This window comes from Pseudonocardia sp. DxW, from assembly GCF_058448985.1.
The window spans coordinates 153944-179944 of sequence record NZ_JBZFLK010000008.1 but is presented as its reverse complement, the minus strand read 5'-3'; the positions used below and the strand labels follow the sequence as shown (position 1 = coordinate 179944).

General features: G+C 75.2%; 26 protein-coding genes and 1 tRNA gene. 11 read left to right on the top strand and 16 right to left on the bottom strand.

Going from position 1 to position 26001, the window contains the following annotated elements; translation table 11 throughout:
* Positions 1–69 precede the first annotated feature (69 nt).
* Complete coding sequence (locus ACVJO7_RS14830; RefSeq protein ID WP_491673358.1) at positions 70–675, top strand: ArsR/SmtB family transcription factor; 606 nt, start codon at positions 70–72, stop codon at positions 673–675.
* Positions 668–1471: an SRPBCC family protein gene (locus ACVJO7_RS14825; protein WP_491673357.1), complete on the top strand. Its 804-nt coding sequence runs from the start codon at positions 668–670 to the stop codon at positions 1469–1471. The genes ACVJO7_RS14830 and ACVJO7_RS14825 overlap by 8 nt, the downstream gene beginning before the upstream one ends.
* Positions 1472–1478: 7 nt before the next feature.
* Here ACVJO7_RS14825 and ACVJO7_RS14820 read toward each other — a convergent pair whose 3' ends face one another.
* The 6 genes from ACVJO7_RS14820 to ACVJO7_RS14795 all read right to left on the bottom strand — a co-directional run bounded on the left by ACVJO7_RS14820 (position 1479) and on the right by ACVJO7_RS14795 (position 8831).
* Complete coding sequence (locus ACVJO7_RS14820; RefSeq protein WP_491673356.1) at positions 1479–3509, bottom strand: cytochrome c oxidase assembly protein; 2031 nt, start codon at positions 3507–3509, stop codon at positions 1479–1481.
* 133 nt (positions 3510–3642) lie between these two features.
* Positions 3643–5319: a serine/threonine-protein kinase gene (locus tag ACVJO7_RS14815; RefSeq protein WP_491673355.1), complete on the bottom strand. Its 1677-nt coding sequence runs from the start codon at positions 5317–5319 to the stop codon at positions 3643–3645.
* A gap of 118 nt (positions 5320–5437) precedes the next feature.
* Entirely contained in the window at positions 5438–6298 is an 861-nt protein-coding gene (locus ACVJO7_RS14810) for an alpha/beta hydrolase (RefSeq protein ID WP_491673354.1), read from the bottom strand.
* A 43-nt stretch (positions 6299–6341) separates the two neighbouring features.
* On the bottom strand, positions 6342–7643 hold the full coding sequence (locus ACVJO7_RS14805) for a geranylgeranyl reductase family protein (RefSeq protein WP_491673353.1): 1302 nt from the start codon (positions 7641–7643) through the stop codon (positions 6342–6344).
* Between the two features lie 52 nt (positions 7644–7695).
* Complete coding sequence (locus tag ACVJO7_RS14800; protein WP_491673352.1) at positions 7696–8064, bottom strand: hypothetical protein; 369 nt, start codon at positions 8062–8064, stop codon at positions 7696–7698.
* Positions 8061–8831: a nucleoside phosphorylase gene (locus ACVJO7_RS14795; protein WP_491673351.1), complete on the bottom strand. Its 771-nt coding sequence runs from the start codon at positions 8829–8831 to the stop codon at positions 8061–8063. Before ACVJO7_RS14795 ends, ACVJO7_RS14800 begins: the two co-directional genes overlap by 4 nt.
* Before the next feature lie 387 nt (positions 8832–9218).
* On the opposite strand from ACVJO7_RS14795, the gene ACVJO7_RS14790 reads away from it, so the two are divergent.
* Entirely contained in the window at positions 9219–10262 is a 1044-nt protein-coding gene (locus ACVJO7_RS14790) for an LCP family protein (RefSeq protein ID WP_491673350.1), read from the top strand.
* Positions 10263–10264: 2 nt separating this feature from the next.
* On the opposite strand, the gene ku is transcribed toward ACVJO7_RS14790, so the two are convergent.
* On the bottom strand, positions 10265–11320 hold the full coding sequence (gene ku / locus ACVJO7_RS14785; RefSeq protein WP_491673349.1) for a non-homologous end joining protein Ku: 1056 nt from the start codon (positions 11318–11320) through the stop codon (positions 10265–10267).
* 53 nt (positions 11321–11373) lie between these two features.
* Here ku and ligD point away from each other — a divergent pair, with 53 nt between their 5' ends.
* Entirely contained in the window at positions 11374–12321 is a 948-nt protein-coding gene (gene ligD, locus ACVJO7_RS14780; protein WP_491673454.1) for a non-homologous end-joining DNA ligase, read from the top strand.
* 87 nt (positions 12322–12408) lie between these two features.
* Entirely contained in the window at positions 12409–13017 is a 609-nt protein-coding gene (locus ACVJO7_RS14775; RefSeq protein ID WP_344023107.1) for a putative glycolipid-binding domain-containing protein, read from the top strand.
* A gap of 3 nt (positions 13018–13020) precedes the next feature.
* Here ACVJO7_RS14775 and ACVJO7_RS14770 read toward each other — a convergent pair whose 3' ends face one another.
* The 4 genes from ACVJO7_RS14770 to ACVJO7_RS14755 all read right to left on the bottom strand — a co-directional run bounded on the left by ACVJO7_RS14770 (position 13021) and on the right by ACVJO7_RS14755 (position 17533).
* Entirely contained in the window at positions 13021–13971 is a 951-nt protein-coding gene (locus ACVJO7_RS14770) for a prephenate dehydrogenase (RefSeq protein WP_491673348.1), read from the bottom strand.
* Between the two features lie 35 nt (positions 13972–14006).
* On the bottom strand, positions 14007–14585 hold the full coding sequence (locus ACVJO7_RS14765; RefSeq protein WP_491673347.1) for a hypothetical protein: 579 nt from the start codon (positions 14583–14585) through the stop codon (positions 14007–14009).
* Positions 14582–15913 (bottom strand): amidase, encoded by a 1332-nt coding sequence (locus ACVJO7_RS14760; protein ID WP_491673346.1) that lies wholly within the window; start codon positions 15911–15913, stop codon positions 14582–14584. The genes ACVJO7_RS14765 and ACVJO7_RS14760 overlap by 4 nt, the downstream gene beginning before the upstream one ends.
* Positions 15914–16321: 408 nt before the next feature.
* A complete protein-coding gene (locus ACVJO7_RS14755; protein WP_491673345.1) occupies positions 16322–17533 on the bottom strand; it encodes a M20 metallopeptidase family protein in 1212 nt (403 codons plus the stop codon).
* Positions 17534–17644: 111 nt separating this feature from the next.
* On the opposite strand from ACVJO7_RS14755, the gene ACVJO7_RS14750 reads away from it, so the two are divergent.
* From ACVJO7_RS14750 to ACVJO7_RS14735, 4 genes are all read left to right on the top strand, one after another.
* Positions 17645–18160 (top strand): tRNA adenosine deaminase-associated protein, encoded by a 516-nt coding sequence (locus ACVJO7_RS14750; protein ID WP_344023117.1) that lies wholly within the window; start codon positions 17645–17647, stop codon positions 18158–18160.
* 2 nt (positions 18161–18162) lie between these two features.
* Positions 18163–18624, top strand: a complete 462-nt coding sequence (locus ACVJO7_RS14745) for a nucleoside deaminase (protein WP_491673344.1) — start codon at positions 18163–18165, stop codon at positions 18622–18624.
* Positions 18625–18668: 44 nt separating this feature from the next.
* A tRNA-Ser gene (locus ACVJO7_RS14740) sits at positions 18669–18756 on the top strand.
* Between the two features lie 497 nt (positions 18757–19253).
* Entirely contained in the window at positions 19254–19571 is a 318-nt protein-coding gene (locus ACVJO7_RS14735; protein WP_491673343.1) for a helix-turn-helix domain-containing protein, read from the top strand.
* Between the two features lie 17 nt (positions 19572–19588).
* Here ACVJO7_RS14735 and ACVJO7_RS14730 read toward each other — a convergent pair whose 3' ends face one another.
* The 5 genes from ACVJO7_RS14730 to ACVJO7_RS14710 all read right to left on the bottom strand — a co-directional run bounded on the left by ACVJO7_RS14730 (position 19589) and on the right by ACVJO7_RS14710 (position 24555).
* Positions 19589–21091, bottom strand: coding sequence for a class I adenylate-forming enzyme family protein (locus ACVJO7_RS14730; protein WP_491673342.1), 1503 nt, complete (start codon positions 21089–21091; stop codon positions 19589–19591).
* A gap of 28 nt (positions 21092–21119) precedes the next feature.
* Entirely contained in the window at positions 21120–22073 is a 954-nt protein-coding gene (locus tag ACVJO7_RS14725) for an MBL fold metallo-hydrolase (RefSeq protein WP_491673341.1), read from the bottom strand.
* A 26-nt stretch (positions 22074–22099) separates the two neighbouring features.
* A complete protein-coding gene (locus ACVJO7_RS14720; RefSeq protein ID WP_491673340.1) occupies positions 22100–22312 on the bottom strand; it encodes a ferredoxin in 213 nt (70 codons plus the stop codon).
* Entirely contained in the window at positions 22309–23511 is a 1203-nt protein-coding gene (locus ACVJO7_RS14715) for a cytochrome P450 (RefSeq protein ID WP_491673339.1), read from the bottom strand. The genes ACVJO7_RS14720 and ACVJO7_RS14715 overlap by 4 nt, the downstream gene beginning before the upstream one ends.
* 120 nt (positions 23512–23631) lie before the next feature.
* On the bottom strand, positions 23632–24555 hold the full coding sequence (locus tag ACVJO7_RS14710) for a fumarylacetoacetate hydrolase family protein (protein WP_491673338.1): 924 nt from the start codon (positions 24553–24555) through the stop codon (positions 23632–23634).
* 179 nt (positions 24556–24734) lie between these two features.
* Here ACVJO7_RS14710 and ACVJO7_RS14705 point away from each other — a divergent pair, with 179 nt between their 5' ends.
* Both ACVJO7_RS14705 and ACVJO7_RS14700 read left to right on the top strand, forming a co-directional pair.
* Positions 24735–25349 (top strand): TetR/AcrR family transcriptional regulator, encoded by a 615-nt coding sequence (locus ACVJO7_RS14705; RefSeq protein ID WP_344023152.1) that lies wholly within the window; start codon positions 24735–24737, stop codon positions 25347–25349.
* Between the two features lie 131 nt (positions 25350–25480).
* On the top strand, positions 25481–25849 hold the full coding sequence (locus ACVJO7_RS14700) for a hypothetical protein (RefSeq protein WP_491673337.1): 369 nt from the start codon (positions 25481–25483) through the stop codon (positions 25847–25849).
* Positions 25850–26001 lie beyond the last annotated feature (152 nt).

The following is a 26001-nucleotide window of genomic DNA, read 5'->3' as shown; positions in this document are numbered from 1 at the left end:
GCCGATCGCCCGTCCGGAGTTCCCGGCGGCAGCATTGACAAAAAGATCTGTCAATGCTCCCCTGGGTGCGTGCCCACCGACGCGGTCGACGTCATCGCCACATCCGGTGCGGCGATCGCCGCGCTGGATCCCGTCCGTGCGCGGCTGCTCGCGGAGCTGGCCGAGCCGCGCTCGTCGAGCGAGCTGGCGCGGATCCTGGAACTGCCCCGGCAGCGGGTGAACTACCACGTCCGACGGCTGGAGGAGCACGCCTTGGTCGCTGCGGCCGGCGAGCGCCGCTGGGGCGGGATCACCGAGCGACTGCTGGTCGCGACCGCACGCGGCTACCTGGTGTCGCCGGAGGCGCTCGGACCGGCCGGCGCCGCCGAGCCCGGCCGGCGACCGGACCGGCTGTCCGCCGGATACCTGGTGTCGGTCGCCGGCCGCGCGGTCCGCGAGGTGGGCGCACTGCTGCGGCGCTCGCGGACCGCCGGCAGGCCGGTCGAGACCTTCGCCCTCGACGTGGAGATCACCTTCCCGACACCCGCTGCGCGGGCGGCGTTCGCCCGTGACCTCGCCGACGCCGTCACCGGCGTCGTCGCCCGCCACCACGACGACCGGGCCCCCGGCGGCCGGTCGCACCGGCTCGTCGTCGGCGCCTATCCACTGGAACGTGAGGAGCACACCGATGTCTGAGATCCGCTCGTCGATCGACGACGAGGACGGCCGCTACCGGGCCGTCACCGAGCTCGAGGTGCCCGGCACCCCCGAGCAGATCTGGGAGCTCATCGCGACCGGTCCGGGGATCGAGGCCTGGTTCGTCCCGGCAGAGGTGGAGCCGGGGGTCGGCGGTCGCTACGTCACCCGGCACGGGGACTTCGGCGACTCCGAGGGCTTCATCACCGCATGGGAGCCGCCGCACCGGCTCGCCTACGAGGAGCCGGACTGGCAGGGGCCGGGCATCGAGGTCCCGGTCTGGAGCACCGAGATCCTCGTCGAGGCGGTGTCCGGGAGCACCTGCGTGGTCCGCCTTTCGTCGGGGTTCCTTGCCGGCGGTGACGCCTGGCACGACGACATCGATGGGACCTTCGCCGGCTGGTCGGGGGCGCTGCGCAACCTGCGTCTGTACCTGACCCACTTCGCCGGACTCCCGGTGACGACGCTGTGGATCCGCCACGAGCTCCCGCCCGGCGCAGTGGACGTGATCACCGCCGCCGGGCTGCGCGAGGGCCGGGTGGGCGCCCCGGCCGCCACCGCCGCCCCGGCCCCGACGCTGAGCGGGACGCTCGAGCAGCGGACCGACGACTCGGTCGTCGTCCGCACGGCCGAGCCGTGCCCCGGCATCGCCGAGATCACCACGCTCCGCCACGAGGGCACCTGGGTGGTGTTCGGCTGGACCCTCTACGGCGAGGACGGGCCCGAGGTGCTCGACCGGGAGCGGGCCGCCTGGGCGTCCTGGCTGGCCGGTCAGATCACCCGCACCGGCGGCTGAGCACCGCTCAACCGCCCTGGCGCAGCTTCGCCAGCATCTCGTTGTACGCCTTGAGCTCGGCGTCGTCGTCCCGGTCGGCCTGCCGGTCGGTGCGCACTGCCTCCCGGGAGTCGTCCCGGGACCACTGGACCACCAGCGTCACCATCACCAGCAGCATCGGCAGCTCGCCGGTGGCCCAGGCGATCCCGCCGCCGACGCTCTGGTCGGCCGCCAGATCGAGCCAGGGCAGCCCGACCTGCGCGTAGAAGTTCTCGCCGAGCACGTTCGACGAGCTCATCACGGCGATCCCGAAGAACGCGTGGAACGGCATGGTCGCCAGCAGCACCGCCAGCCGGCCCAGGTGCGGCAGCTTGTGCGGCGCCGAGTCGACGCCGATCAGCGGCCAGAAGAACAGGTAGCCGACCAGCACGAAGTGCAGGTTCATCAGCTGGTGCGTCCAGTGGAACCGCAGCGCCTCGTCGAACAGCGAGGTGAAGTACAGGACGTAGAACGACCCGACGAACAGCACCGCGGCGCAGCCAGGGTGGGTGAGCACCCGGGCGGCCCGCGAGTGCACCGCGGCCAGCAGCCACTCGCGGGGCCCGGGCGGGTTGCCCCGGCCGGCCGGGCGCAGCACCCGCAGCGCCAGCGTCACCGCGCCACCCAGACTGAACAGGATGGGGGTGAGCATGTTCAGCGTCATGTGGCTGATCATGTGGACGCTGAACATGGCCGGGGAGTAGAAGCCCAGCCCGGACGACGTCGCGAGGAGCAGCGCCGCGCAGCCCAGCATCCAGGCCCAGGTCCGGCCGACCGGCCAGCGCACCCCGCGGGCGGCGAGCCGGCGCACCCCGAGCGCGTACAGCGCGGCGAGCAGCAGCGCCCCGGTGCCGAACACGATGTTCCAGCGCCACTCGACCAGCAGCGTCAGCGCGGTGAACGGCCGCTCGACGTTCCAGCCGACCAGCGTCTCCAGCGCGGTGTCCGGGCGGACCAGGAAACGCGGCGGCACCAGCCGGGTCCCGGCGACGCCGAGCGCGGCGACCAGCGCACCGGCCACCGCGAGGACCGGGAGCAGTCGGCCGGCGGCGTCCGGCCGGACCGACGACAGCGACCGGGCCAGCACCGCCGTCCCGGCCACCAGTAGCACCAGCAGCACCGCGGAGGCGGCCACGGTCGTCGCGTAGGCGGACCCGGCCCACGGCCCGTTCCAGACGACGACGACCTGGAAGACGATCTCGCCGATCAGGTACACCGATCCGGCGGTGACGAGCACCGCCCGGCCGCGTCGCCCGGCTGCACCGGTGAGCGGGCCGCCGTGGATCCGGTAGGCGGCCAGCGCGGCGGCGACGCCGAGGAAGACCACACCGGCGACGGTCCGGAGCATCACGCCGTCGCCGCTCCAGTCGTGTGCCATCCCGGTCGCGGCCGGGTGCACCGCGGCCGGGAACAGCGCGGTCGCCGCGGCGAGGATGCCGAGCGCGGCGGTGGCCTTCCAGCTCAGGACGTACCCGGCGCCCGCGGCGACCAGCAGCAGCACGAACCCGGACAGCGTCCAGCCCATCGGCTCGTTCAGCGTCGCCGCCGCGCCGAGCCAGCCGAACGGCCCGGCGGTGGCCAGATCACCGAGCGAGGTGCCGGACATGTCGGCCACCGACAGCCAGCCCGCGGCGATCCCGGCGACGCCGCCCAGCAGCGCGGCCAGGCCGCCGCGGCGCAGCGCCCGGTAGCCCTGCACGTCCACCGTCCCGGACGTCTGCGGTGCCGCCACGAATCCGGCGACCAACAGCGATCCGGCGGCGAGCGCCATTCCGGCGACCGTCGCGACCCGCGCCAGCACGGTGCCGATCCGGACCACGTCGTCAGGCACGGGCAGCCCGCCCTGGCCCCAGTAGCCGTCGTCGCCGATGGTGAGGGCGACCGCGACGCCGCCGCAGACGGCGACCAGCAGCAGGGTCGCCGCCGTCGTGAACGGCCGGAGGTCGCGACCGCGCCGACCGGTGCCGTCACCGGTGTCCGGTCGCGCCCTGGCGGCTGCCGGCTCCGTGCTCGCGCTCACCGAGGTTCCTCCGCAGGTCGTGCTGGACGGGCCGATCCTCGGATGCGGCCCGCGGTCTCACCCACGATGGTCCCCGATGGCCCCCGCCCGCCGCCGCCCCGGGTAGCGGACGCCACCGGGGCAGGGCCCGCGGTCAGTTCCCGTCGGCGCCGGTGACGCTGCGCCACCACTGCTGGACGCTGTTCCAGAAGCCCTGCGCGCCCTCGGTGATCTCGTCCGGGTTCGGCAGGTTCGTGGGCAGGTCGGGCAGCTCGGTCGGGATGTTCGTCGGCAGCGTGGGCAGCTCGGTGGGGATGTTCGTCGGGATCGGGAATCCGCCGTTGCCGCCCTCCTCCTCGGTGGTCGGGGCGGGCTCGGTGGTCTCCTCGGTCGTCACCGGCGCGCTCGTCTCGGTCGGCGCGGGCGCCGGGGCCTCCTGGTCGTCCCCGCCGAACAGCAGGAACCCGATCAGCAGCACCAGCAGCGCGACGACGAACGCGCCGATCGCGATCCACTTCCCGGGGCTCGACGAGCCGAGATCGGCGTTGCCCGGCTCCGGCTCGGGCTGCACCGGGGCGGCCGGGGCGGGGCTCGCCGCGGCCAGCATCTCGGCGACCCGGTGGCCGTCCGGCCTGCGCTGCGGGTCGGTGGCGGTGGCCGCGGAGATCGTCGAGCGCAGCGGCTCCGGCACGTCGGCGGGCACCACCGGGGCGCGGTGCACCCGCTCGGCGGCGCCCTGCAGGCCCTCGCCCTGGTACTCCTGGCGGCCGGTCCACGCCTCGAGCAGCACCAGGCCGAGCGCGTAGATGTCGGCGGGCGGGCCGACGTCGGTGCCGCGGACCTGCTCCGGCGCGAGGTAGGCGGGCGTCCCGATGATCTCGCCGGCGGCGGTGTGGCCGTCGGCGCCGAGCAGCGCGGCGATCCCGAAGTCGGCGAGCCGGGCCCGGCCGTCGGAGTCGATGAGGATGTTCGACGGCTTCACGTCCCGGTGCGTGACGCCCTGGCCGTGCACGTAGGCGAGGGTCTGCGCGATCTCGGTGCCGATCCGGCGGATGTCGTCGGGCGGGAGGTCCTCGGCGGCGATGACGTCCTTCAGCGACGGCCCGTCGACCAGCTCCATCACCAGGTAGGCGCGGTCCGGCTCGACGGCGAAGTCGTGCACCGCGACCAGCCCGGGATTGCGCAGGTTGGCCATCACCTGCGCCTCCTGCTCGAAGCGCTGGTCGGCGGTCGGGTCGTTGCCCGGGCCGAAGATCTTCACCGCGACCGGGCGGTTCAGCCGGGTGTCGGTGGCCCGGTGCACGTCGGCCATGCCGCCCTGGCCGATCAGTCCCTCCAGCCGGTACCGGCCGCCGAGCAGCTCCGGCTCGGTGACCGGCGCGGGCATCATCCGGGTGGCGTCCGGGCGGTTCGGGCGGGCGGCCCCGTAGGCGGCGGTGGGCGGCGGCCCGACCCGGCGGGTGGGGTCGCCCGCGTCCATCCGGCGGGTGCCGTCGGGTGCGGGGGGACCGACCCGGCGGGTGGCGTCCTGACCCGGTGCGGCGGCGTGCCGGGTCGGGTCCTGCGGACCGCCGGGGCCGCCGGGGCCACCGGGGCCACCGCGGCCGCCGGGGCCGTGCGGCGGCGGGGCGGCGGCGCGGCGGGTCGGGCCGGGGTCGGCCGGGCGGGATCCGCCCCGGCGGTGGTTCCCGGTGCGCCACGCGTCGGGCGCTGCCCGGCGGGTCGCGTCCCGGTCTTCACCGCGGCGGGTCGCGTCCCGGTCTTCACCGCGGCGGGCCGCGTCCCGGTCTTCACCGCGGCGGGCCGCGTCCCGGTCTTCACCGCGCTGCACTGGCCCTCCCGAGGTCTGCTCGCCACCGGCCCCGGGACGGAGACGGCACGCAACGTGGGGCGACGCTACCGGCCCGCGGGTGCCGTGCGCTGCGACGGCACGCGGGCGAGCCGCGGTATCACCCGCTGGCGGCGATCCGGGCGAGCAGCTCGGCGGTCGGGCCGGGATGGACCTGGACGCCGATGTGCGAGGCGTCCAGGTCGTGCACGGTGAACGGGTTGTCCGGGGTCAGCGCGTCGGCCTCGGCGATGTAGCGGTCCTGCAGCGCGACCGGCAGCGCACGGTCGGCGGGCAACCGGACGTAGTGCCGCGGGATCCGGCCCCACCCCTGCGCCCCGGCCTGTACCAGGGAGTCGTCGATCAGGATCGACTCGTCCGGGTCCTGCACGTGCAGGTAGGCCAGCAGCTCGTCGCGGGTGCCGTCGGCGAGCAGTGCCTCCTGCAGCAGGTCCAGCATGTCCGGGTCGGCGGTGCGCCAGTTCAGCCGCAGCCCGCGGATCGTGGTCGGGTTCGCCACGACCAGCGCGGTGGTGCGGTGCAGCAGGCTGTCCGCGTTCTCCGGCGCGATCTGGTAGGCGCCGGAGTCGGCGTTCACCGGGCAGTGCGCCGAGATGTAGACGAGCCGGTCCACCAGCTCGGGGTGGCTGTTGCCGACGGCGTTGAGGGTGAGCCCGCCGCGGCTGACACCGGCCAGCACGACCGGCCCGTTCTTCTTGGCACGGCGCAGCACCTCGGCGACCGAGGCGACGTCGTCCGGCGTGCCGATGCCCTTCATCCCGCTGGACTCGGAGCCGAGCAGGGCCCGGTCCTGGGAGCCGAGGTAGCCGCGCGGGATGCGCGCCCCGGCGCCGTGCCCGGGCAGGTCGACGGCGAGCGCCCGGACCCCGCGCAGCGCGAGCTCGCGCACCACGCCGTTCCAGGACGAGGCGTTGCAGCCCATGCCGTGCACCATTACGACGGTCGGATCCCCGGTAGCCACGGTCGGCCATCCTGCCCCGGGCCCGCCCGGGCACGCCAGGCTTTCAGCGCGCGACGGCGGGGGTCCGCAGGTCGGCGGCCGGGAACGGCGGACGGTCGTCGAGCCGGACCGAGAGCTTCCCGGCGGCCCGCCAGGCCCGCGCGGTGAGGTCGGTGTCCTCGTCGGTGACCAGGTTGCCCATCACCCGCAGCGCGACGGTCATCAGGCTGCGCGAGCGCATCCCGATCGGCCCGGCGAGCGGGAGCAGCCGCGGGACGGTGATCAGCCCGGCGAGCCGCCGGGCGATGGAGAAGGCCAGGCCGTAGTGCGAGCGCAGGGTGGCGGGCCAGGCGGTGTCCAGGTCGGCGCCTGCGGTGAGCAGCTCGGCGACCAGCCGGCCGGTCTCCAGGCCGTAGTCGATGCCCTCGCCGTTGAGCGGGTTGACGCAGCCCGCGGCGTCGCCGATCAGCGCCCAGTTGCGCCCGGCGACGCCGGACACCGCGCCGCCCATCGGCAGCAGCGCCGAGCGCGGGAGCTCGACCTTGCCGTCGAGCTGCCAGTCGGCGCGGCGGGCGTTCGCGTAGTGCTCGACCAGCGAGCGCAGCTTGATGTTGGCCGGGCGCCGGTCGGTGGCGAGGGTGCCGACGCCGATGTTGACCCGGCCGTCGTTGAGCGGGAACAGCCAGCCGTACCCGGCGAGCACCTCGTCGTTCTCGCCGCGCAGCTCCAGGTGCGAGCTGATCCACGGGTCGTCGTGCCGCCCGGAGCCGATGTAGCCGCGGATCGCGACGCCGTAGGCGGTGTCCTGGTGCCACTCCCGGCCGAGCACCCGGCCGAGCGTGGAGCGCGCCCCGTCCGCGACGACCAGGCGTCGGCAGGCGATCCGGCGCCCGTCGGCGAACACCACGGACTCGACCCGGTCGCCGGCGAACACGACGTCGACGGCCTTCGCGCCGTCCATCGGCACGGCGCCGGAGTCGAGCGCGGCCTGCCGGATCCCGGCGTCGAGCTCGGTGCGCGGGATGGCGGAGCCGTGTGCGGGCAGCGAGCCGCCCGGCCAGGGCAGCTCCAGGACCTGCCCGAAGCCGTGTGCACGCAGGCCGCGGTTGGTGCCGTGCGCGTCGACCCAGTCGCCGAGGCCGAGCCGGGAGAGCTCGGCGATCGCCCGCGGGGTCAGCCCGTCGCCGCAGGCCTTGTCCCGCGGGAACTCGGCGGCGTCGGCGAGGACGACGTCGAGACCGTGCCGGGCGGCCCAGGCCGCCGCCGCGGAGCCGGCCGGTCCGGCCCCGACGACCAGCACGTCGGTGCGTTCGTGAGCGGGATGCGCCGGGGTGTCGGGGACGGCGGGCGACGGGGCGGGGCTCATGGACCCAGTGTCGCAACCGGCGGGCCGGGCCCGCCGCCGAGCGTGCCCCCGGTCACGGGCGGACGGTCCGGTCGAGCACGACGTCGTGCGCGTGCCGGGCCCGCTCCGGGTCCCGCAGCGCCAGCTCGTAGGTGCGCGCCCCGGCGGTGACGGCGATCCGGGTGGAGGGGACGAAGCCGCCGGCGGGGGAGCGCCCGGACAGCACCGACACCGCGTCGATCCGGGCGTACGGGATGGAGGTGAGCGCCGTCCGGTTCCCGCCGAAGACGTTGTCCTGCAGTAGGACCCGCAGGTCGGTCAGGCCGAGGAAGCCGGCCCCGGGATCGACCGCGTCGTACACCGCGACGATCCGTTCGCCGGGCAGCAGCGCGGCGGCGACCGTGTCCAGCTGGTCGCGCTCGTCGAACACCGGGCCGGTCACGACCGGTCCCACGCCTCGGCCGCGACCACTGCCAGGCCGAACAGTCCGGACCTGGCGTCGTGTGCCGTCGTCCAGCCGCGGTGCTCCCACTCGGGGCCGGCCAGCGAGTCGGCGGCCAGGAACACCTGGCCGTAGCCGATCCCGAGCCGCCGGGCGGCGGCGACCAGCGCGGACGCCTCCATGTCGACGACCGCGCAGCCCTCGTCCCGGCGCCGGTCGATGCGGCCGGGGGTCTCCCGGTAGACGGCGTCGGTGGTCCAGCAGCGGCCGACCACCCAGGGGATGCCCGCGTCGCCGAGCGCCCGCTCCAGCACCGCGATCCCGGCCGGATCGGCGTCCAGGGTGCGCGAGGGCGGCAGGTAGTGGAACGACGTGCCCTCGTCACGCAGCACGCTGCCCAGCACCACCGCGTGCCCGAGGGTCAGCTCGTGCCGCAGCGCGCCCGCCCCGCCGACGCCGACGATCCGCCGCACCCCCATCGCGACCAGGTTCTCCAGGAACATCGCGGCCAGCGGCGCCCCGACGCCCGGGTGCAGCACCGCGACCGGTCGCCCGGCCGGGCCGTGCGTGCGCCACACCGGGGTGCGGCCCAGCTCGGTGCGCAGCACGGACAGCGCGCGGGCGTCGCCGGCCCCGAGCGCGTCGACGACCTCGGGGAACCAGCAGAGCACCGCGGTGTCCGGCATGTCGGGCGGGCGGCGCACGAGCGAGGTGGCGCGGATGACGCCCTCGTCGGCCAGGTCGTCCTCGATCAGTGGCAGGTCCACGGGGGAGATCCTGCCCGGTGATCACCCGTTGTGGAGTGCAGCGTTCGCAGGGCGGCTCCCGTGCTCCACGACGGGTGATCACCGGCGGGGCAGTATGGTCGGACGGTGAGGGCCCCGCGAACCGCGGGCCGGTTGGACGGTGGAGCAGGCATGGCCGGAGAGTTCCGCGGCCCGCCCCCGCGAGGGGGCAGCCCGGGCTGGGCGAACCAGCCGGCGCGCGGCCCCCGCCCGCTCCCCGGGCGCGGCGGGCGGCCGATGCCGCCGCCGTCACCGCCCCAGCAGCCCCAGAATCCCCGGCAGCCGCCGCCGGCCCGCGGCCGCGGCCCGCTGCGCTCCCCGCCGCCCGGCCGGACGTCCCGCTCAAGCGCGCCGCCCCGCGGCACCGCGATGCCCCGCCCGGCCGGTCCCGCCGGTCCCGGCCCCGGCGTGCACCCGGCCTCGCTCGCCCCCCGGGACGGGCGGATCACCAAGGGGCCGACGCTGCCCGACTGGCGGCGGGCGCGCGGGATGCTGCGCGGCCGCTGGAAGGCCGTGCTGATCGTGCTGCTGGTCGCGTTCGTCGGGTTCGGGGTCTACCTGGACCAGAACATGACCCGGGTCGAGGCGCTCCCCGCGGAGAGTGCGGGCAGCGGCTCCGGCACGAACTACCTGATCGTCGGCTCGGACAGCCGGGAGGGCCTGTCCGCCGAGGACGAGGAGCGCCTGGCGACCGGCGACGCGGCCGGCCAGCGCACCGACACGATCATGCTGCTGCACAGCGGCCGGTCCGGCGACGTGCTGGTCTCGCTGCCCCGCGACTCCTACGTCCCGATCCCCGGGTACGGCAGCAACAAGATCAACGCCGCGTTCGCGTTCGGCGGCCCGCAGCTGCTCGTGGAGACCGTCGAGCAGGCCACCGGACTGCAGATCGACCACTACGTCGAGGTCGGGTTCGGCGGCTTCGTCGGCGCGGTGGACGCCGTCGGCGGCGTCGAGATGTGCGTGGACGAGGCGATGAACGACCCGCTCGCCGGGCTGGACATCGAGGCGGGCTGCCAGGAGATGGACGGCCAGACCGCGCTCGGCTACGTCCGCACCCGGGCCACCCCCGGCTCCGACTTCGACCGGGTGCAGCGGCAGCGCGAGTTCCTCTCCGCGCTGCTCAGCAAGGCGACCAGCCCGCTGACCCTGCTCAACCCGTTCCGCACCGTCCCGCTGGCGTCCGCGGTCACCGAGACGATCACCGTCGACGACTCGGACCGGCTGTGGAACGTCGCCGGGCTGGCCTGGGCGATGCGCGGCGCGTCCGGCAGCGACGGGGTCCAGACGACGGTGCCGATCGGCGGCAGCGCGGGCGGCTCGAACCTGCGCTGGGACCGGGAGCGGGCATCGGCGCTGTTCGGGGCGCTGCAGAACGACCAGCGCCCGCCGGAGTCGAGCTTCGGCCCCTGACCTCAGGCGGTCTTGCGGCTGCGCCGGCGGGTGGTGGCCGGCTTCGCGTCGTCGGTGCCGGTGGACGCGTCCCCGTCCGTGCTGCCGGACGTGCTGCGGGAGCGGGTGCCCGACGACGTCTTCCGGCCGGACGAGCCGGAGCCGCTCTCCGCGGCGGTGCCCGAGCGGCGGCTGCGGGTGCCGGTCTTCGCCCGGCCCGACGAACTGCTCTTCGTGCCGCCGGAGCCGGAACTGCCCGAGCTGCCGGAACTGCTGGAGCTGCCGGAACCCTTTCCGCTCGACCGGGCGGCGTCCACGCTCGCCTGCAGCGCGGAGAGCAGATCGCTCATCGAGTCGGCGCCGTCGTCGGACCGCTCCGCGGCGGGCGCGGGCCGGGCGTCGCCGTCGGACCGCTTGGTCTCGATCAGGTCGACCATCGCGTCCCGGTACTCGTCGTGGAACTCGGCCGGATCGAAGTCGGCGCCCATCGACTCCACCAGCGAGGCCGCCATCTGCAGCTCCTGCGGGCGCAGCTCGACGTCGGTGTCCAGCACGTCGAAGTCGGGTTCGCGCACCTCGTCGGTCCAGATCAGGGTCTGCAGCACGATCACCTTGCCGCGCACCCGGAGCAGCGCGAGGGTCTCGCGCTGGCGCAGCGCCACCTTCACCACGGCCGTCCGGTCGGTCTCGTTCAGCGCCTCGCGCAGCAGCGCGTAGGGCTTCGCGGCCTTCGTCTCCGGTTCGAGGTAGTAGGTCTTGTCGAACAGCATCGGGTCGATCTGGTCGTTCGGCACGAACTCGACCACGTCGATCTCGTGACCGGTGGAGACCGGCAGCGAGGCGAGGTCGTTCTCGTCGAGCGTGATCAGCTCGCCCTCGGGCGTCTCGAAGCCCTTGACAATGTCGGCGTAGGACACCTCCTCGCCGCACACCTCGCAGGTCCGCTTGTAGCGGATCCGGCCGCCGTCCTCGCCGTGCACCTGGTGGAAGCGCACGTCGTGGTTCGACGTCGCCGAGTACACCTTGATCGGGACGCTGACCAGGCCGAACGACACGGCCCCGCTCCAGATGGCACGCACTGGCTCATCCCCCTCGCCCCGGCGTTCGGTGACAGCATGACGGTGTGTTGCCCATGCTCGCCACCCCCGGACCGCTCCCGACCGGTCCGGGCTGGTCGTTCGAGGTCAAGTGGGACGGCATGCGCGTGCTGGCGTCGGTGACCGAGGGCCCGGCGGGCCCCGGCGGCGCGGCACCGGTACTGCGCCTGCGTACCCGTTCCGGCCGGGATGTCACCGCGAACTTCCCCGAGCTCGCCGGACTGGTGGAGCTGGCGCCCGACGTCGTGCTGGACGGCGAGGTCGTCCTGCTCGACGACGGCGCCCCCAGCTTCGCCGCGCTCGCCCACCGCATGCAGGGGGTGGTGGGCCCGGCCGCCGCGCAGCGCCGCCCGGTCACGTTCATGGTGTTCGACGTGCTGCGGCTCTACGGGGTGCCGCTGCTGGACCGGCCGCTGGCCGAGCGCCGCGCGACGCTGGACCGGCTGGACCCGGCCCGCGTCCCGCAGGTCGAGGTGTCCCCGCGCTACCCGGACGGCGCGGCGCTGCTCGCGGTCACCGCCCAGCGCGGGCTGGAGGGCGTCGTCGCGAAGAAGGAGACGTCGGTGTACCGGCCGGGCCGGCGCAGCCCGGACTGGGTGAAGGTCGCGCACCGGCACTCGCAGAGCTGCCTGGTCGGCGGCTGGCGGCCGGAGCGGACCAGCGGGAACCGGATCGGCGCGCTGCTGCTCGGCATCCCCGGCCCGGACGGGCTGGAGTTCGCCGGCCGGGTCGGGTCCGGCCTCGCCGGGTCCGCGGTGCAGCAGGTGCTCGCCGCGCGGCTCGGGCCGCTGGAGTCCGGCACGCCGCCGTTTGCGACGGCGGTCCCGCGGGTGGACGCGGCCGGGGCCAGATGGTGCACCCCGTCGGTCGTGGTGGAGGTCGCGCACCTGGGCCGGACGCAGGCGGGGCGGCTGCGGCAACCGGTGTTCCGCGGGGTGCGCGACGACGTCGACCCGTCCGACGTGCGCCGCGAACCCGGATGATGACACGATCATCACTCTTCTGCGCACGCGGTGCGGCGGTGTGCAATGGCAGTCCCGTGACGTCGAACCCCCGAGGCGGAGGTGTGCATGGCGATCATGCTCAGCTGGCGTGCCGATCCGGACGCCGACGGCGCCGACGGTCTGGAGTCCGCCCGGATCACCACCTCCGGCGGCGGTTTCCGCGCGGTCGGCCGGATGATCCGCGGCATCCGTGACCTGCCCGGCGGCGTGCTGACCGCGTCGTACCGGCTGGTCGTGGCCGGTGACGGGACGCTGTCCCGGCTGGCCGTGGACGTCGCGACCGCCGGCGGCGAGCAGCAGCTGACGATCAGCCGCAGCACCGACGGCGTCTGGCTGGTCGACGACGGCTCCGGCGGCACCCGCGGCGAGTTCCACGGCGCCCGCGACGTCGATCTCGCGTTCAGCCCGGTGTTCAACGCGCTGCCGGTCCGCCGGCTCGGGCTGCACCGGGACAAGGGCGAGCACGTCGTGCCGATGGTGTTCGTGGACCTCCCGACGCTGCGGGTGGAGGCCACCGAGCAGACCTACCGCACGGTGCGGGTGGGCACCGGCTCCGAGCCCGCCGTCGTCGGCTTCGAGGCGGGCGGCACGGCCGCGGACCTGACCGTCGACGCCGACGGCTTCGTGATCGGGTACCCGGGCGTCGCCGCCCGCACCGAGCTGCCCGCGGGCTGAGGCTCAGTCCTTCGGGCGCTCCACGACGTCGCCGCGGCGGCCCAGCTCGCGCAGCTCGGCCAGCACCGCCGACGGCTCCCCGTCCAGGGCCACCGGCAGCTCCAGCGGCTCCCGGGTGGACGCCCAGCGCATGCGCGCCTCGTGGCCGGCCCGGACGGTGGCGGCGAGCCCGCCGGTGGAGGCCAGCGCGCCGCGCATCGCGCCGAGCCGGCCCAGCGCGTCGTCGACGGCGGCCAGCAGCGCCGCGCGGTTGCCCTCGCACATCGCCAGCACCAGCTCGGGCCGGGTGCCGGCGACCCGGGTGCCGTCGGCGAACGAGCCCGCGGACAGCGCCAGCGCGAGATCGTCACCCTGGTCGCCGGCGCCGACCGAGGCCAGCACCGCGGCGAACAGGTGCGGCAGGTGCGAGATCCGGGCGACCGCGATGTCGTGCTCGTCGGCGACCGCGGGGACCACCCGGGAGCCGCAGGCCCAGGCCAGCCCGGCGACGTCGCGCCAGACGTCGAGGTCCAGGCCGTCGTCGGCGGCGACCACCCAGGCGGCGCCGTCGAACAGGTCCGGATCGCCGGCCGCCCAGCCGGACTCCGCGGTCCCGGCCATCGGGTGGCCGCCCACGTAGCGGGCGCGCGGCGCGAACTCGGCGACCGCGTCGGCGACGGCGACCTTCACGCTGGCCGCGTCGGTGAGCCGGCAGGTGGGGGCGACGGCGTCGATCCGGCGCAGCACCGGTTCGAGCGCGGTCAGCGGGACCGCGACGACGACCAGCGCGTCGGCCGCGGCGGCCCGGGCCAGCGCGGCGTCGGTGTCGGTGGTGACGTCGAACCCGTCCGCGACGGCCGCGGCGGCGGTCGCGTCGGAGGCCGCGGTGCCCCAGACCTCGCGTCCGGCGCGCGCCGCGGCACGCATCAGCGACCCGCCGATCAGTCCGGTCCCCAGCACGCACACCGCTCGCATGCGTCCGGAGGGTAGAGGCCCCCGGGTCGGGCGCCTCAGCGGCCCGTCGCCAGGAAGGCCGCGCCGCGCGGCGAGATCCGGTACCCGGTCTCCAGGCTCTCGGTCAGCCCCAGGTTCTTGAGCTTCCGGACGTCGAGCTTCAGCGGGTCCCGCTCCCGCCCGAGCCGGCCCGCCAGGTCGGCGGCCCGCTCACCGGGGTACTCGGCGACGCAGCGCAGGGTGTCCCTGGTCCACGGGCCGTGCCGGGACGCCCGGTCCAGCCGGTCCAGCCGCCGGACCAGCTCGTCCAGCTCGTCCGGGCCGGTGGGCGAGGTGTCACGCAGCGCCACCCGCGGATCGGCCCCGGCGGCGCGCAGCCGGATCCGGAACACCGGGTCGCCGGGGTCGCCGCGGAACGCCCGGCGGACGGCCGCCGCGGAGCCGGCTCCTGCCGCGCGGGCGTCGTCGTCGGTGATCGAGGACGGATCGATCTCGTCCACCGCGACGATCTCGACGACGCCGGCCGCGGTGCGCAGCGTCGAGCCCGCGCGGACCCGGGCGCTCGTCCAGCGGCGGTAGGCGCGGTCGATCCCGCCGTCGGCGACCCCGCGGGCGACCGCGACCGGGAGGATCATCGCAGTGCCCGTTCGACGGCGCCGGCCAGGTCGAGCAGTACGTCGTCGCCGATCGTGACGCCCACCAGCTGGACGCCCGCCGGGAGCCCCGGGACCGGGACCGGCAGCGCCACCACCGGCAGGTCCAGCAGGTTGAACGGCGAGGTGGTCTCCAGCAGCGCGGGGCGCACCGCGATCTCACCGTCCGGTGTGGACACGGTGCCGGCGCCGATCGGGGTGGCCCGCAGCCGGGTGGTGGGGCAGAGCAGGACGTCGCAGCCGAGATGCCCGGTCAGTGCGGCGGCGAGCCGGCGCCGGGTCCGCTGCGCGTCGACGTAGGCGTGCGCCGGGACGTCGGCGTGCGGGGCGAGGCGCTCGGCGGTGGCGGGCTGGTACTCGTCGCGGCGTCGGGCGAACCACTCGCGGTGCGTCGCGAACGCCTCGGCGCCGGTGATCACCGGGTAGGTCGCGGCCAGCTCGTCGACGCCGGGGGTGTCCTGTTCGGACACGTCCGCGCCGAGCCCGGCGAGGGTGCCGGCGACGGTCCGGACCGCGTCGGTGATCGCCGGGTCGTGCGGCCGCCACCAGGGGCCGGTCGCCACCCCGATCCGGTACGGCCGGGCGGTCGCGGGCCCCGGGCCGGCGGGCACGGCGCCGGCGAGCGCGGCGCCGGCGAGCGCGGCCCGGGCGAGCGTGAGCGAGGCGGCGTCGGCGGCGAGCAGGCCGACCGTGTCGAACGACTCCGCCAGCGGGAACACCCCGCCCCCGGGCAGGGTGCCGCGGCGCGGCTTCCAGCCGGCCACCCCGCACAGCGCGGCCGGGGTGCGCACGCTCGCCCCGGTGTCGGTGCCGACGGTGAGCGGCAGGTGCCCGGCCGCGACCGCCGCCGCCGGGCCGGATGACGAGCCGCCGGTGATCCGGCCGAGATCGTGCGGGTTGCGGGCGGGCCCGGTCGCCGCGACGTCGCCGACCGGGCCGTAGGCGAACTCGTGGGTGTGCAGCTTCCCGACGACGACCGCGCCCGCGGCCCGGAGCATCGCCACCACCGGGGCGTCGGCCCGGGCGGGCGGGGCGTCGCCGAGCAGGCGTGAGCCGCAGCGGGTCGGCAGCCCGGCGACGTCGACGAGGTCCTTGATCCCGACCGTCACCCCGTGCAGCGGGCCGATCCGCTCGCCGCGGAGCGCGAGCGCCGTCAGCTCGGCGGCCCGGGCGCGGGCCCGCTCGCGGTCGAGGACGATGACGCTGCCGGTGCGGTCGGCGTCGAGCCGGGCCAGGACGTCGTCGAGGTGCTCGGTGGGGGAGAGCTCGCCGGAGTCCAGGGCCCGCACCAGATCGGGGAGCGGAAGCACGTCGTCCAGCGTGCCGTCCGGTGGCGGTTCAGGCCAGTGCGTCCTCGCACCCTTGGCGGGGCCGCGCACCCTTGGCGGGGCGTCGTCCCTCGGCGCAATGCAGCATCCCTGCCCGTCGTCGCACCCCGGGTCCCGCCTCGCACCCCTGGTTCGGCGCCGCACCGGTTCCGAGGGGTGCGGCGTCGCGCCAGGGGTGCGACCGAGCGCGGGTAGGGGTGCGATGTCGGGCCAGGGGTGCGGTGCGCCGCGCGCCGAACCGACAAAGCCCTGGCCCGCCCACGGCTGACGCCGGGCCGTGGTTGACGCCGGGCCATGGCCGGCATCGGGCCCGCGGCCGACATCGCACCCGCCGCCGACGTCGAGCCCCCGGCCGGCACCGCCCCCGCGGCCGACGCGCTCGCGGCCGGCTCAGGTCAGCGCGGCCAGCGCGAGGGCCGCGTAGACGGCGACCCCGGCGGGGAACGCGGCCTCGTCGAACACCACCCGGTTCGAGTGGTTCGGCGGCGCGTCCGCGGCGGCGACCCCGGGTGGCCGCGCCCCGAGGAACGCCAGCGATCCCGGCACCCGCGCCAGGACGTAGGAGAAGTCCTCGGCGCCCATCAACGGGTTCGCCATCGGCACGCAGGCGCCCTCGCCCAGCACCTGCTCGCCGACCCGGACCAGCGCCGAGGTCGCCGGGCCGTCGTTCACCGTGACCGGGTAGCCGGTGGTGATCCGGACCTCGGCGGTGCAGCCGTGGGCCAGCGCCAGGTGCCGGCAGTGCTGCTCGATCTCGTTGTGCAGCAACGCCCGGACCGGCTCGGACAGCGTCCGCAGGGTGCCGGTCAGCTCGGCCGTCTCGGGGATGACGTTGTCGGTCGTCCCGGCCTGGATCCGGGCGACCGTGAGCACGGCAGCGTCGTGCGGGGCGACCCGCCGGCCCAGCAGTGTCTGCAGCCCGCCGACCATGGCCGCGGCCGCCGGAACCGGGTCGCAGGCGTCCTGCGGTGCGGACGCGTGCCCGCCGCGGCCGGTCACCGTGACCGTCAGCACGTCGGCCGCCGCCATGATCGGTCCGGGCCGGTGGTGCAGCTCCCCGCTGGGCACGGTCGAGGAGATGTGCAGGGCGTAGGCGAGCTCCGGGCCGTCGTCGAGCAGTCCCTCGTCGATCATGTGCCGGGCCCCGTGGAACCCTTCCTCGCCCGGCTGGAACATCAGTAGCACCCGACCGGCGATCCGGTCCCGGTGACCGGCCAGCAGGCGGGCCGCCGACGCCAGCATCGCCGTGTGCGTGTCGTGCCCGCAGGCGTGCATCGCGCCGTCGGTCCCGGACGCGAAGTCCAGTCCGGTGTCCTCCTGCAGCGGCAGCGCGTCCATGTCCCCGCGCAGCAGCACCGTCGGCCCGGGCCGCGTTCCCTCCAGGACGGCCACCACCGAGCTGCACGACCGGCCGGTCCGGATCGTCAGCGGCAGGTCCCGCAGGGCGGCGAGGACGGCGTCGCGGGTGCGCGGCAGATCGAGGCCCAGCTCGGGCGCCCGGTGCAGCTCACGGCGCAGCGCCACGGTCCGCGGCTGGAGCGTGCGCGCCTGCGCGATCAGCCCGTCGGGCAGGCGGGACACCGACGCGTGGGTGATGGGCATGGACCGATCGTCGTCCACCGTCGTCCGCCGGGCGACCCGCCGGACCGATGTGACCACGCATACCTGGTCGTGGCGTGGCTCACACGACGTTCTGGACGTACCGTTGTCGACGTGCCAACCCAGAGCGTCGAGGCAGCCCCGGACACCCGGGGTGCCGCCCTGCCCGGATTCGCGGTCGCCGCGATCCGCGAGGAGGGGCGGTGGCGCTGTGTCCGGCTCGATGCCGAGGCGCTGGTCGATCTCGACGCGGCGATCACCGCGCTGCGCGCGCAGCGGTCCACCGGGGCGGTGCTCGGCCTGCTCGACGTCGACGACGAGTTCTTCGTCCTGCTGCGCCCGTCCGCGGGCGGCGTGCGGCTGCTGATCTCCGACGCGGTCGCCGCGCTGGACTACGACGTCGCCGCCGACGTCCTGGACCTGCTGCGGGTCGAGCTCCCGCCGGACGACGACGTGCTCGACGACCCCTGGCCGGAGGGCGACCTCGGCATCCTGGCCGATCTCGGCCTGCCCGCCGACGAGCTGGAGGTCCTGGTCTCGGACCTGGAGCTCTACCCGGACGAGCAGCTCGACACGATCGCCCGGCGCTGTGGCTTCGCCGGCCAGCTGGACGAGATCGTCAACTCCTGAGCGTGTTCCGGCCCGCCGACGAGGCAGCTGTCGTCCGCGCGCTGCAGGTGGCGCGGGCGGCGACGGCGACCGGTGACGTCCCGATCGGCGCGGTCGTGCTGGCCGCCGACGGCTCCGAGCTGGCCGCCGCGTGCAACGCCCGCGAGGCGCTCGGCGATCCCACCGCGCACGCCGAGGTGCTCGCGCTGCGCGCCGCCGCGCAGGTCGTCGGCTCCTGGCGGCTCACCGGCGCGACGCTCGCGGTGACCGTCGAACCGTGCACGATGTGCGCCGGCGCGATTGCCCTCGCCCGGATCGAGCGGGTGGTGTTCGGCGCCTGGGAACCGAAGACCGGCGCCGCCGGCTCGCTGTGGGACGTGCTGCGGGACCGCAGGCTGACGCACCGACCGGAGGTCGTCGGGGGGATCCGGGAGGGCGAGGCGGCGGCCCTGCTGGAGTCGTTCTTCGCCGATCACCGGGGCTGACCCCCCGCCCGATTCGCGCGGGGCCGTCTAGTAGCCTTCTCGGCGGTAGCGTGTCCGAGCGGCCGAAGGAGCGCGCCTCGAAAGCGCGTGAGGTTCACGCCTCCGTGGGTTCAAATCCCACCGCTACCGCCAGGTCAGAGGGCCGGATCCCCGAGTCGGGGGTCCGGCCTCTGTCGTTGGTTGCTGCGCCCGGTGGAGCGCTCCCGCCCGTCACCGTCCGCACGGGTTCGTCGCATCCGCACGGGATCCGATCCCGTGCGAACAAGCCGGACCCGTGCGGATCTCGTCATGAGGGGCGGACGCCCGGCTCCGGTGCCGCGATGCAGTGCGGGCACAGCGGTCCGGGCGGGGTAACCAGTGCACACAGCCTGATCTGCGCCCCGCACACGACCGGGACGATCTCGATCCGCGCGGCCAGAGCCGCGCCGTAGTCGAGGTCCGTGGCGTAGTGGGTCCGCCGATCGGCCGCCGACATCAGCTCGACGCGCCCGCCGGACCGTCCGCACGGATCGAGGTCCCGCCGGTCGGTGCTTCGTGGTCTCCGCACCGCGCCGAGCGTGGCGCCCCGTCCCGGGGGCCGGGCAGAGTGTCCGCGTAGACACCGTCCGGACTACACCGGGAGACCACAGGTGACCAGGCGCGCGGAGTTCGCCGCGGAGCTGGCCCGCCTGCGCGCGGCGTCCGGCCGGTCGCTGGCCGACGTCGCCGACGCCGCGCACGTGAACCGCACCCATCTCAGTCACGTCGAGCACCTGCGCCGTTGGCCGTCGCGGCCGGTGGTCGAGGCGCTCGACGTCGCACTCGGCGCCGACGGCAACCTCCTCGGCCGGTGGCTCGACGCCGAGCGGGCCGGCGCGGCGCCGCCGATCCTCGCGACGGCCACCGATCCCGATCCGATCCCGTGCGAACGGCCCGATCCCGTGCGAACACCGGCGGGGGTGCCGTAGGCCGCCGAGCAGCGGGGTCAGTGCGGCGGGACGGTTTCGGTGCCCAGCACGTCCTTCCGGATCTTCCCGATGGTCGTGCGGGGCAGCTCCGAGCGCACCAGCACCCGCTCCGGGACCTTGAACCGGGACAGCCGCTCCCGGCACCAGGCGATCAGCTCCTCCCGCCCGGCCTCGTGCCCGTCCCGGAGCACGACGTGCGCGACGACGATCTCGTCGTACACCGGATCGGGCATCCCGTGCACGGCGCTCTCCAGCACCGCCGGGTGCCCGCCGAGCACCTGCTCGACCTCGCCGGTCGACACGTTCTCCCCGGCCCGTTTGACCAGGTCACCGGCCCGGTCGACGAAGTAGGCGCGGCCGGTGTCGTCCAGCCGGACGAGATCGCCGGTGCGCAGCCAGCCGTCGTCGAACAGGGCGGCGGTGGCGTCGGGACGGCCGTCGTAGCCGGGGGTCAGGTCGACGCCGGGGGTCCCGCCGATCTGCAGCTCGCCGGGGGTGCCGGGCGGCACCGGGGCGCCGTCGGCGTCGACGACCCGGACCTGCACGCCGGGCAGCGGCAATCCGATCGAGTCCCAGCGGCGCCGCTCGTCGAGCGGGTTCACCAGCGGCGGGACGACGGTCTCGGTCATCCCGTAGAGCTGGACCAGCGGGGCGCCGAACCGGGCCTCGAACGCGGCGGCCTGGGAGCCGGACAGGTTCTGCGCGAACAGCACCAGGCGCAGCGCGTTGGCCGCGTCCGCCGGGTCGGGCTCGGAGCGGGCGAGCAGCATCCGGATCGGCGCGGCGAACAGGCTGGCCAGGGTCGGTTCCAGCACCCGGGCCTGGCGCGGCCAGCCGGTCGCGGAGAACCGCGGCGTGAGCGCGATCGAACCGCCCGCGACCAGCGCGGACATCAGGCAGTAGTACTGGGCGTTGCCGTGGAACAGCGGCAGCGTGACCAGCCACCGGTCCTCGGCGGTGACGCCCAGGTGCGCGGCGACGGCCCGGCCGGCCCGCAGGTAGTTGGCCGGGGTGACCTGCACGCCCTTCGGGGCGCTGGTGGTGCCGGAGGTGAACATGATCGCCGCGGTCGCGGCGGGCCGGTGCGGCGGCGGTGGCGGCGCGTCGGCCCGGCGGGCCGGCAGCTCGTCGGCGTCCAGCACGGGCAGGTCACCGGCCGCGGCGACGACCGTGGCTCGCAGCTGCGGATCGGCGACCGACAGCGTCGCGTGCGAGTCGGTGAGCTGGTGCGCGACCTCGGCGGTGGTGGACAGCGGGTTCACCGGCACGACGACGGCGCCGAGCCGGGCGCAGCCGAACCAGACGTCCAGGAACTCCGGCCGGTTCGCCGTGATCAGGTGCACCCGGTCACCGGCGCCCACCCCGAGCCCGGCGAGCAGGCCCGCGGTCGCGTCCGCCCGCCGGACCTGCTCGGCGTAGCCGATCCGGACCGGCCCGTCGTCGCCGTCGAACAGCAGGAACGGCGCGTCCGGCCGGGCGGTCGCGGTGGCCGTGAGCAGGTCGTACGCGTCGTGGATCATCGCGGGAGCGTCCTCCGGGGTGGTCGGGTCAGAGGGTGCCGGGGAAGCCCTCCAGTGCGGCGATCTTCGTCAGCACGGTGAGCCGCTCCGGTCGCTCGACGGTCGGGTCGAGGTGCTGGTAGGTGTTCAGCACGTTCTGCGCGAGCCGCCCGGACTCCGGCAGCTCGGCGAACCGGCCGAGATCGATCGAGGCGACCGCCTCGTCCACCCCGATACCGTCCTCGTACCGCTTCCGCGCCTCGGCCTCGACGAATACCAGGTACTCGCGCATGTCCGCGACCTCGGGCTTCCCGCTGACCGGGCCGTGCCCCGGCACCACGGTGTCGATCTCCATGTCCAGGATCAGGTCCAGCGCCGCCACCCAGCGCTCGATCGGCCCGGCCCAGGCGATCGGCGTGCCCCCGACGAAGACGACGTCGCCGGCGTAGAGCAACCGGGCGTCCGGCACGTGCACCAGCGCGTCACCCGGGGTGTGTGCCGGGCCGACCTGGATCAGCCGGACCTCGCGGCCGCCGACGTCGACGCTCTCCTCCCCGGTGAAGGTGCGGTCCGGCCCGGTCATCGTGATGCCGTCGAGATCGAAGGGCCCGAAGATGTGCCGGGCGAAGTCGCCGAGCGCGCCGTCCAGCTGCTTCACCCCGGTGACGGCGTCGGCCGCCTCCTGGGTCATCAGCGCGGCGGCCGCGGCGGTGGCGACGATCTCGACGTCGCGGGCGGCGAGCAGCTCGTTGCCGAAGGTGTGGTCCGGATCGTGGTGGGTGTTGACCAGGGTGCGCAGCGGGAACTCGTCGACGACCGGGGCGATGCCGTCGAGCATCGCCCGGGTGAGCGTCAGGTCGAACAGGGTGTCGACCATCAGCGACGTCCCGGAGCCGGTGACCAGGCCGGCGTTGCTCCAGCCCCAGCTGCCGTCCGGCTGCAGCCAGGCGTGGCAGCCGCGACCCAGGTCGTGCAGCCCCCGGCGGTAGTCCGATGTGCTCATGGTGCTCCTCATCGTCGGTGGGTGCCTCAGCCGACCGGATCGCCGTGCTCGTCGAGCACCTCGATCGCGGCGAGCGGGCAGGCGTCGCGGGCCTCGAGCAGTGCGGCGGCCCGCTCCGGCCCGGGGTGGCTGTCGAGCAGCTCCACCCAGCCCCGGCCGTCCAGGCCGAACACGGTGGGCGCGGCCCGGGCGCAGGCGCCGCTCCCGGCGCAGAACTCCGGATGGACGACCGGGATCACAGGATCACCGGCCGGCTCTCCCAGCCGCGGGCGACCGAGTTGGTGGTGCGGCGGACCGCCGGCACGGTGCCGGGCCGGGCGTCCGGGAAGGACCGCAGGATGCTCTCGAACACGACCTGGCCCTCCAGCCGGGCCAGCGGTGCGCCGACGCAGAAGTGCACCCCGTGGTAGAAGGCCAGGTGCTTGTTGTCCTCGCGGGGGACCAGGAAGGTGTCCGGCGCGTCGAACCGGCGTGGGTCCCGGTTGGCCGCGGCGGGGCTGGGGAACAGCATCGTCCCGGCCGGGAGCGTGCGGTCGCCGATCTCGACGTCGGCGGTGGTCTTGCGGATCACCAGGTGCAGCGGCGGGTCGATCCGCAGCATCTCCTCGATCGCCGCGGGCAGCAGCGACATGTCCGCCTCGATCCGCCCGCGGACCTCGGGGTGGTCGAACAGCAGGGTCAGGCCGGCGCCGATCAGGGTGGTCGTCGTCTCGTTGCCGGCGACCAGCAGCAGCGCCAGCTGGGCGAGCAGCTCGATGTCGCCGAGGGTGTCGCCGTCGATCGTCTCGGTCTGCACGAGGGTGCTGATCAGGTCGTCGCGGGGCTCGGCTCGGCGCGCCGCGACCAGCTCGCCGAGATAGTCGAACAGTTCCAGCGAGGTGGCGATCGCCCGGTCCCGGCGCGGTCCCTGGACGACCGGGTCGAACGTGGACGCGTAGGCGTAGGACCAGTCCCGGAACCGCGGGCGCATCTCGTCGGGCACACCGAGGATCGCGGCGATCACCGCGACCGGCACGTCCGCGGCGAAGCCGGGCATGATGTCGAACTCCTCGCCGCGCGGGTAGCGGTCGATCAGCTCCGCGGTGACCCGCTCCACCAGCGGGCGCCAGCGCTGCACGGCCTGCGCGGTGAAGACGTGCCGGAAGGTCGACCGGATCCGGGTGTGCACCGGCGGATCGGCGAACATGAACAGCCGCGACGCCGCGTCCAGGAAGCGCAGGTGCTCCGGGTCGGACGGGTCGTGCATGCTCGGGGCGGCGTCGTGGAAGACGTCGCTGGAGAAGAGCTTCGGGTCGGCCCCGATCCGCCGGACATCGGCGTAGCGGGTGACCACGTAGGCGCCCAGCACGTCGGACCAGTGGACACCGTCGCCGGTCTCGCGCAGCTCGGCGTAGAGCGGGTAGGGATCGGCGAGCCCGCCGAGGAACAGCGACTCCACGGGGGCGGACGCCTGCGGGGCAGGGGTTCCGGCGGGGGGTGGGACAACGGACACGAGGTCCTCCGTCTTCGTTGACGTCGGGTGATGGGGGGTGGGCGGGGTCGAGCTCGGTGCCGGAACTCAGTGCCCGGAACTCAGGGGCACCGGTGGTACGGCCGGGCGGACGGTCTGCCGGGTCTCGCCCAGCGCCGTCGCGGAGAGCACGACCTCGTCGCCGGGGGCGAGCCACCCGGTGAAGGCCCCGAGATCGGGCGTGTCGACGTGTTCGAGCAGGCAGCCGCCGGGCACGGTGCCGGACCCGATCACGTCGCCGGGCACCAGGTCGGTGCCGCGGGAGAGGAACGCGAGCAGCTCGCCCCAGCTCCAGTCCATGCCGGACAGCGAGCCGCGGGCGATCTCCCGGCCGTTCACGGCGGCGGCGACCTCGAACCCGGGCGGCACCTCGTCGGCGGTGACCAGCGCCGGGCCGAGGGTGATCGCGCTGTCCTTCGACTTGCCCATCCCGATGCCCTGCGCCATGTCGCGCAGCTGGTGGTCGCGGGCGGTCCAGTCGTTGTAGAAGGTGTAGCCGACGATGTGCCGCGCGGCGGTGTCCGGGTGCAGATCACGGCCACCCCGGCCGACGACGGCGCCGACCTCCAGCTCGAAGTCGAACCAGCGCGATCCGGGGGCGATCGGGACGTCGTCGTGCGGGCCGATCACGGCGGCCGGGTTCCCGAAGTAGAAGGCGGGGGTCTGCGACCAGGCCGGGTGCAGGTCGGCGGGCCGTCCGAGGGCCCGGTAGCAGCCGCGCAGGTGGTCCAGGAAGCACAGACCGTCCCGGACCGAGGGGGGTCGCGGGATGGGTGCCAGCAGCCGGACGCCGGCCAGCGGATGCACCTCGGCGGGCGCCGACCGGGCGGTGGCACCGGCGTCGGCGAGCCGCTCGCCGTCGTCGCCGAGAAGTCCGAGCAGGGTGACGCCGGCGGGCAGGCCGCGGACCGTCTCCCCGTCCAGCAGCCCGGCGCGCGGGCCGGACCCGGCGTCGTAGGTCACCCACCTCATGGGTTCGCCCGTCGGAGCACGTCCCGGATGGTCGTCGTTGATGCCACGGTGCACCGTCCCTCTCGCCTGCGAAGCCGTACTCAAGTACAGATTCGGTGTGGCCGAAGGTAGGCCCGGAGCCGCGACGAAGCAAGACCCGAGTACAACTTCGTCCGTCGAGCTGTGCTGTACTGAACCGGATGGAGTCCACCGCGGTGCACGCCCCGCCGCCGCTGACCCGGCGCACCCGCAAGCGCAACGAGCGCCGGGACCGGGTGTACGCCGCGGCCGTCGAGTTGTTCGTCGAGCAGGGTTTCGACGCGACCTCGATGGACGAGATCGCGCTCCGCTCCGGGGTCGCCCGGACGACGGTGTTCAACCACTTCCCGCGCAAGGCGCTGTTCCTCGACGAGTGGGCCCGCCGGCGCCGGGAGGCGGCGGCCCGTTCGCTGGACGCCGCCGATCCCGCCGGACGGTCGCTGCGCGAGCTGCTCGGCGGCTACCTCGCCGCGCTCGCCGCGCTCAACGTCGCGACCCGCGGCGAGACGACGGCGCTGATGGAGGTGGCCCTGCGCAACAGCAACACACTGCTCGGGCACGACCTGGGCGAGGAGCTGGCCGAGCTGATCGCGGCCGGTGGGGCGCGGTTGCGTCCCTCGGCGGACCCGACCCGGGTCGGCCGCCTGCTCTCGCTGGGCTACTACTCGGCCGTGGTGCGCTGGATCCACGTCGAGCCGCCCCCGTTCGATCTCGCGGCGGAGCTGGCGGCGCTGCTGGACACCGTGCTCGACGGCGCGCTGGCCGACCGGGGCTGAGCCCCGGCACCCCGGCGTCCGACCACGGTCCGACGCGCACGATCCGTCCCTGCTCCGATGCCCCGTACCCCGGCCCCGGGAGACGCTGTGGACACGGCGCCGGAACCCGGCGCGGAACGGAGGAGCAGGAGATGACCACCATGACGACCGACCCGACCGGCCCGGCCCCGCGCAGCGCGGGCGACCCGGACGCCTACCCCGTGCTGACCGTGCTGATGCTGATGCTGGGCGGCTTCGTGCTGCCGGTCGTCGGCTGGCTGGCCGGCGTGGTGATGCTCTGGACCGGCCGGGCGTGGACGGTCGGCGAGAAGTGGCTGGGCACGCTGGTGTGGCCGGCGGTCGTCATCGTGCCGGCGGCGCTGCCGGTGCTCGGCGTGCTGTCCGGTGCGGGCGGGGCGCCGGCCTGGACGATCGCGATCGGGCTCGTGCTGGCCGCGGTCGCCGTGCTCGTCGTGCTGCCGTGGACCTTCGTCCGGCTGCTGAGGGCCGGCCGCCGCTGACGCCGGAACGGGCGTCTACCCACCGAAGGAGGTGGCCACGCTCACACGAACAGGTCATCGCGAAATCCGCCACGCAACGTGTTAATGCGGATTAACATGACGAATGTCATCCGCATCTGCGGAATCGTGAGATTCGACGGTGGCCGATCTAG

Bases quoted from the DNA above. Each gene is read 5' to 3' on its own strand.
- ACVJO7_RS14825 (WP_491673357.1), top strand. From the start codon at position 668: ATGTCTGAGATCCGCTCGTCGATCGACGACGAGGACGGCCGCTACCGG.
- ACVJO7_RS14805 (WP_491673353.1), bottom strand. From the start codon at position 7,643: ATGAGCCCCGCCCCGTCGCCCGCCGTCCCCGACACCCCGGCGCATCCC.
- ACVJO7_RS14790 (WP_491673350.1), top strand. From the start codon at position 9,219: ATGCCCCGCCCGGCCGGTCCCGCCGGTCCCGGCCCCGGCGTGCACCCG.
- ligD (WP_491673454.1), top strand. From the start codon at position 11,374: ATGCTCGCCACCCCCGGACCGCTCCCGACCGGTCCGGGCTGGTCGTTC.
- ACVJO7_RS14775 (WP_344023107.1), top strand. From the start codon at position 12,409: ATGGCGATCATGCTCAGCTGGCGTGCCGATCCGGACGCCGACGGCGCC.
- ACVJO7_RS14770 (WP_491673348.1), bottom strand. From the start codon at position 13,971: ATGCGAGCGGTGTGCGTGCTGGGGACCGGACTGATCGGCGGGTCGCTG.
- ACVJO7_RS14765 (WP_491673347.1), bottom strand. From the start codon at position 14,585: ATGATCCTCCCGGTCGCGGTCGCCCGCGGGGTCGCCGACGGCGGGATC.
- ACVJO7_RS14755 (WP_491673345.1), bottom strand. From the start codon at position 17,533: ATGCCCATCACCCACGCGTCGGTGTCCCGCCTGCCCGACGGGCTGATC.
- ACVJO7_RS14730 (WP_491673342.1), bottom strand. From the start codon at position 21,091: ATGATCCACGACGCGTACGACCTGCTCACGGCCACCGCGACCGCCCGG.
- ACVJO7_RS14725 (WP_491673341.1), bottom strand. From the start codon at position 22,073: ATGAGCACATCGGACTACCGCCGGGGGCTGCACGACCTGGGTCGCGGC.
- ACVJO7_RS14710 (WP_491673338.1), bottom strand. From the start codon at position 24,555: ATGAGGTGGGTGACCTACGACGCCGGGTCCGGCCCGCGCGCCGGGCTG.
- ACVJO7_RS14705 (WP_344023152.1), top strand. From the start codon at position 24,735: ATGGAGTCCACCGCGGTGCACGCCCCGCCGCCGCTGACCCGGCGCACC.
- ACVJO7_RS14700 (WP_491673337.1), top strand. From the start codon at position 25,481: ATGACCACCATGACGACCGACCCGACCGGCCCGGCCCCGCGCAGCGCG.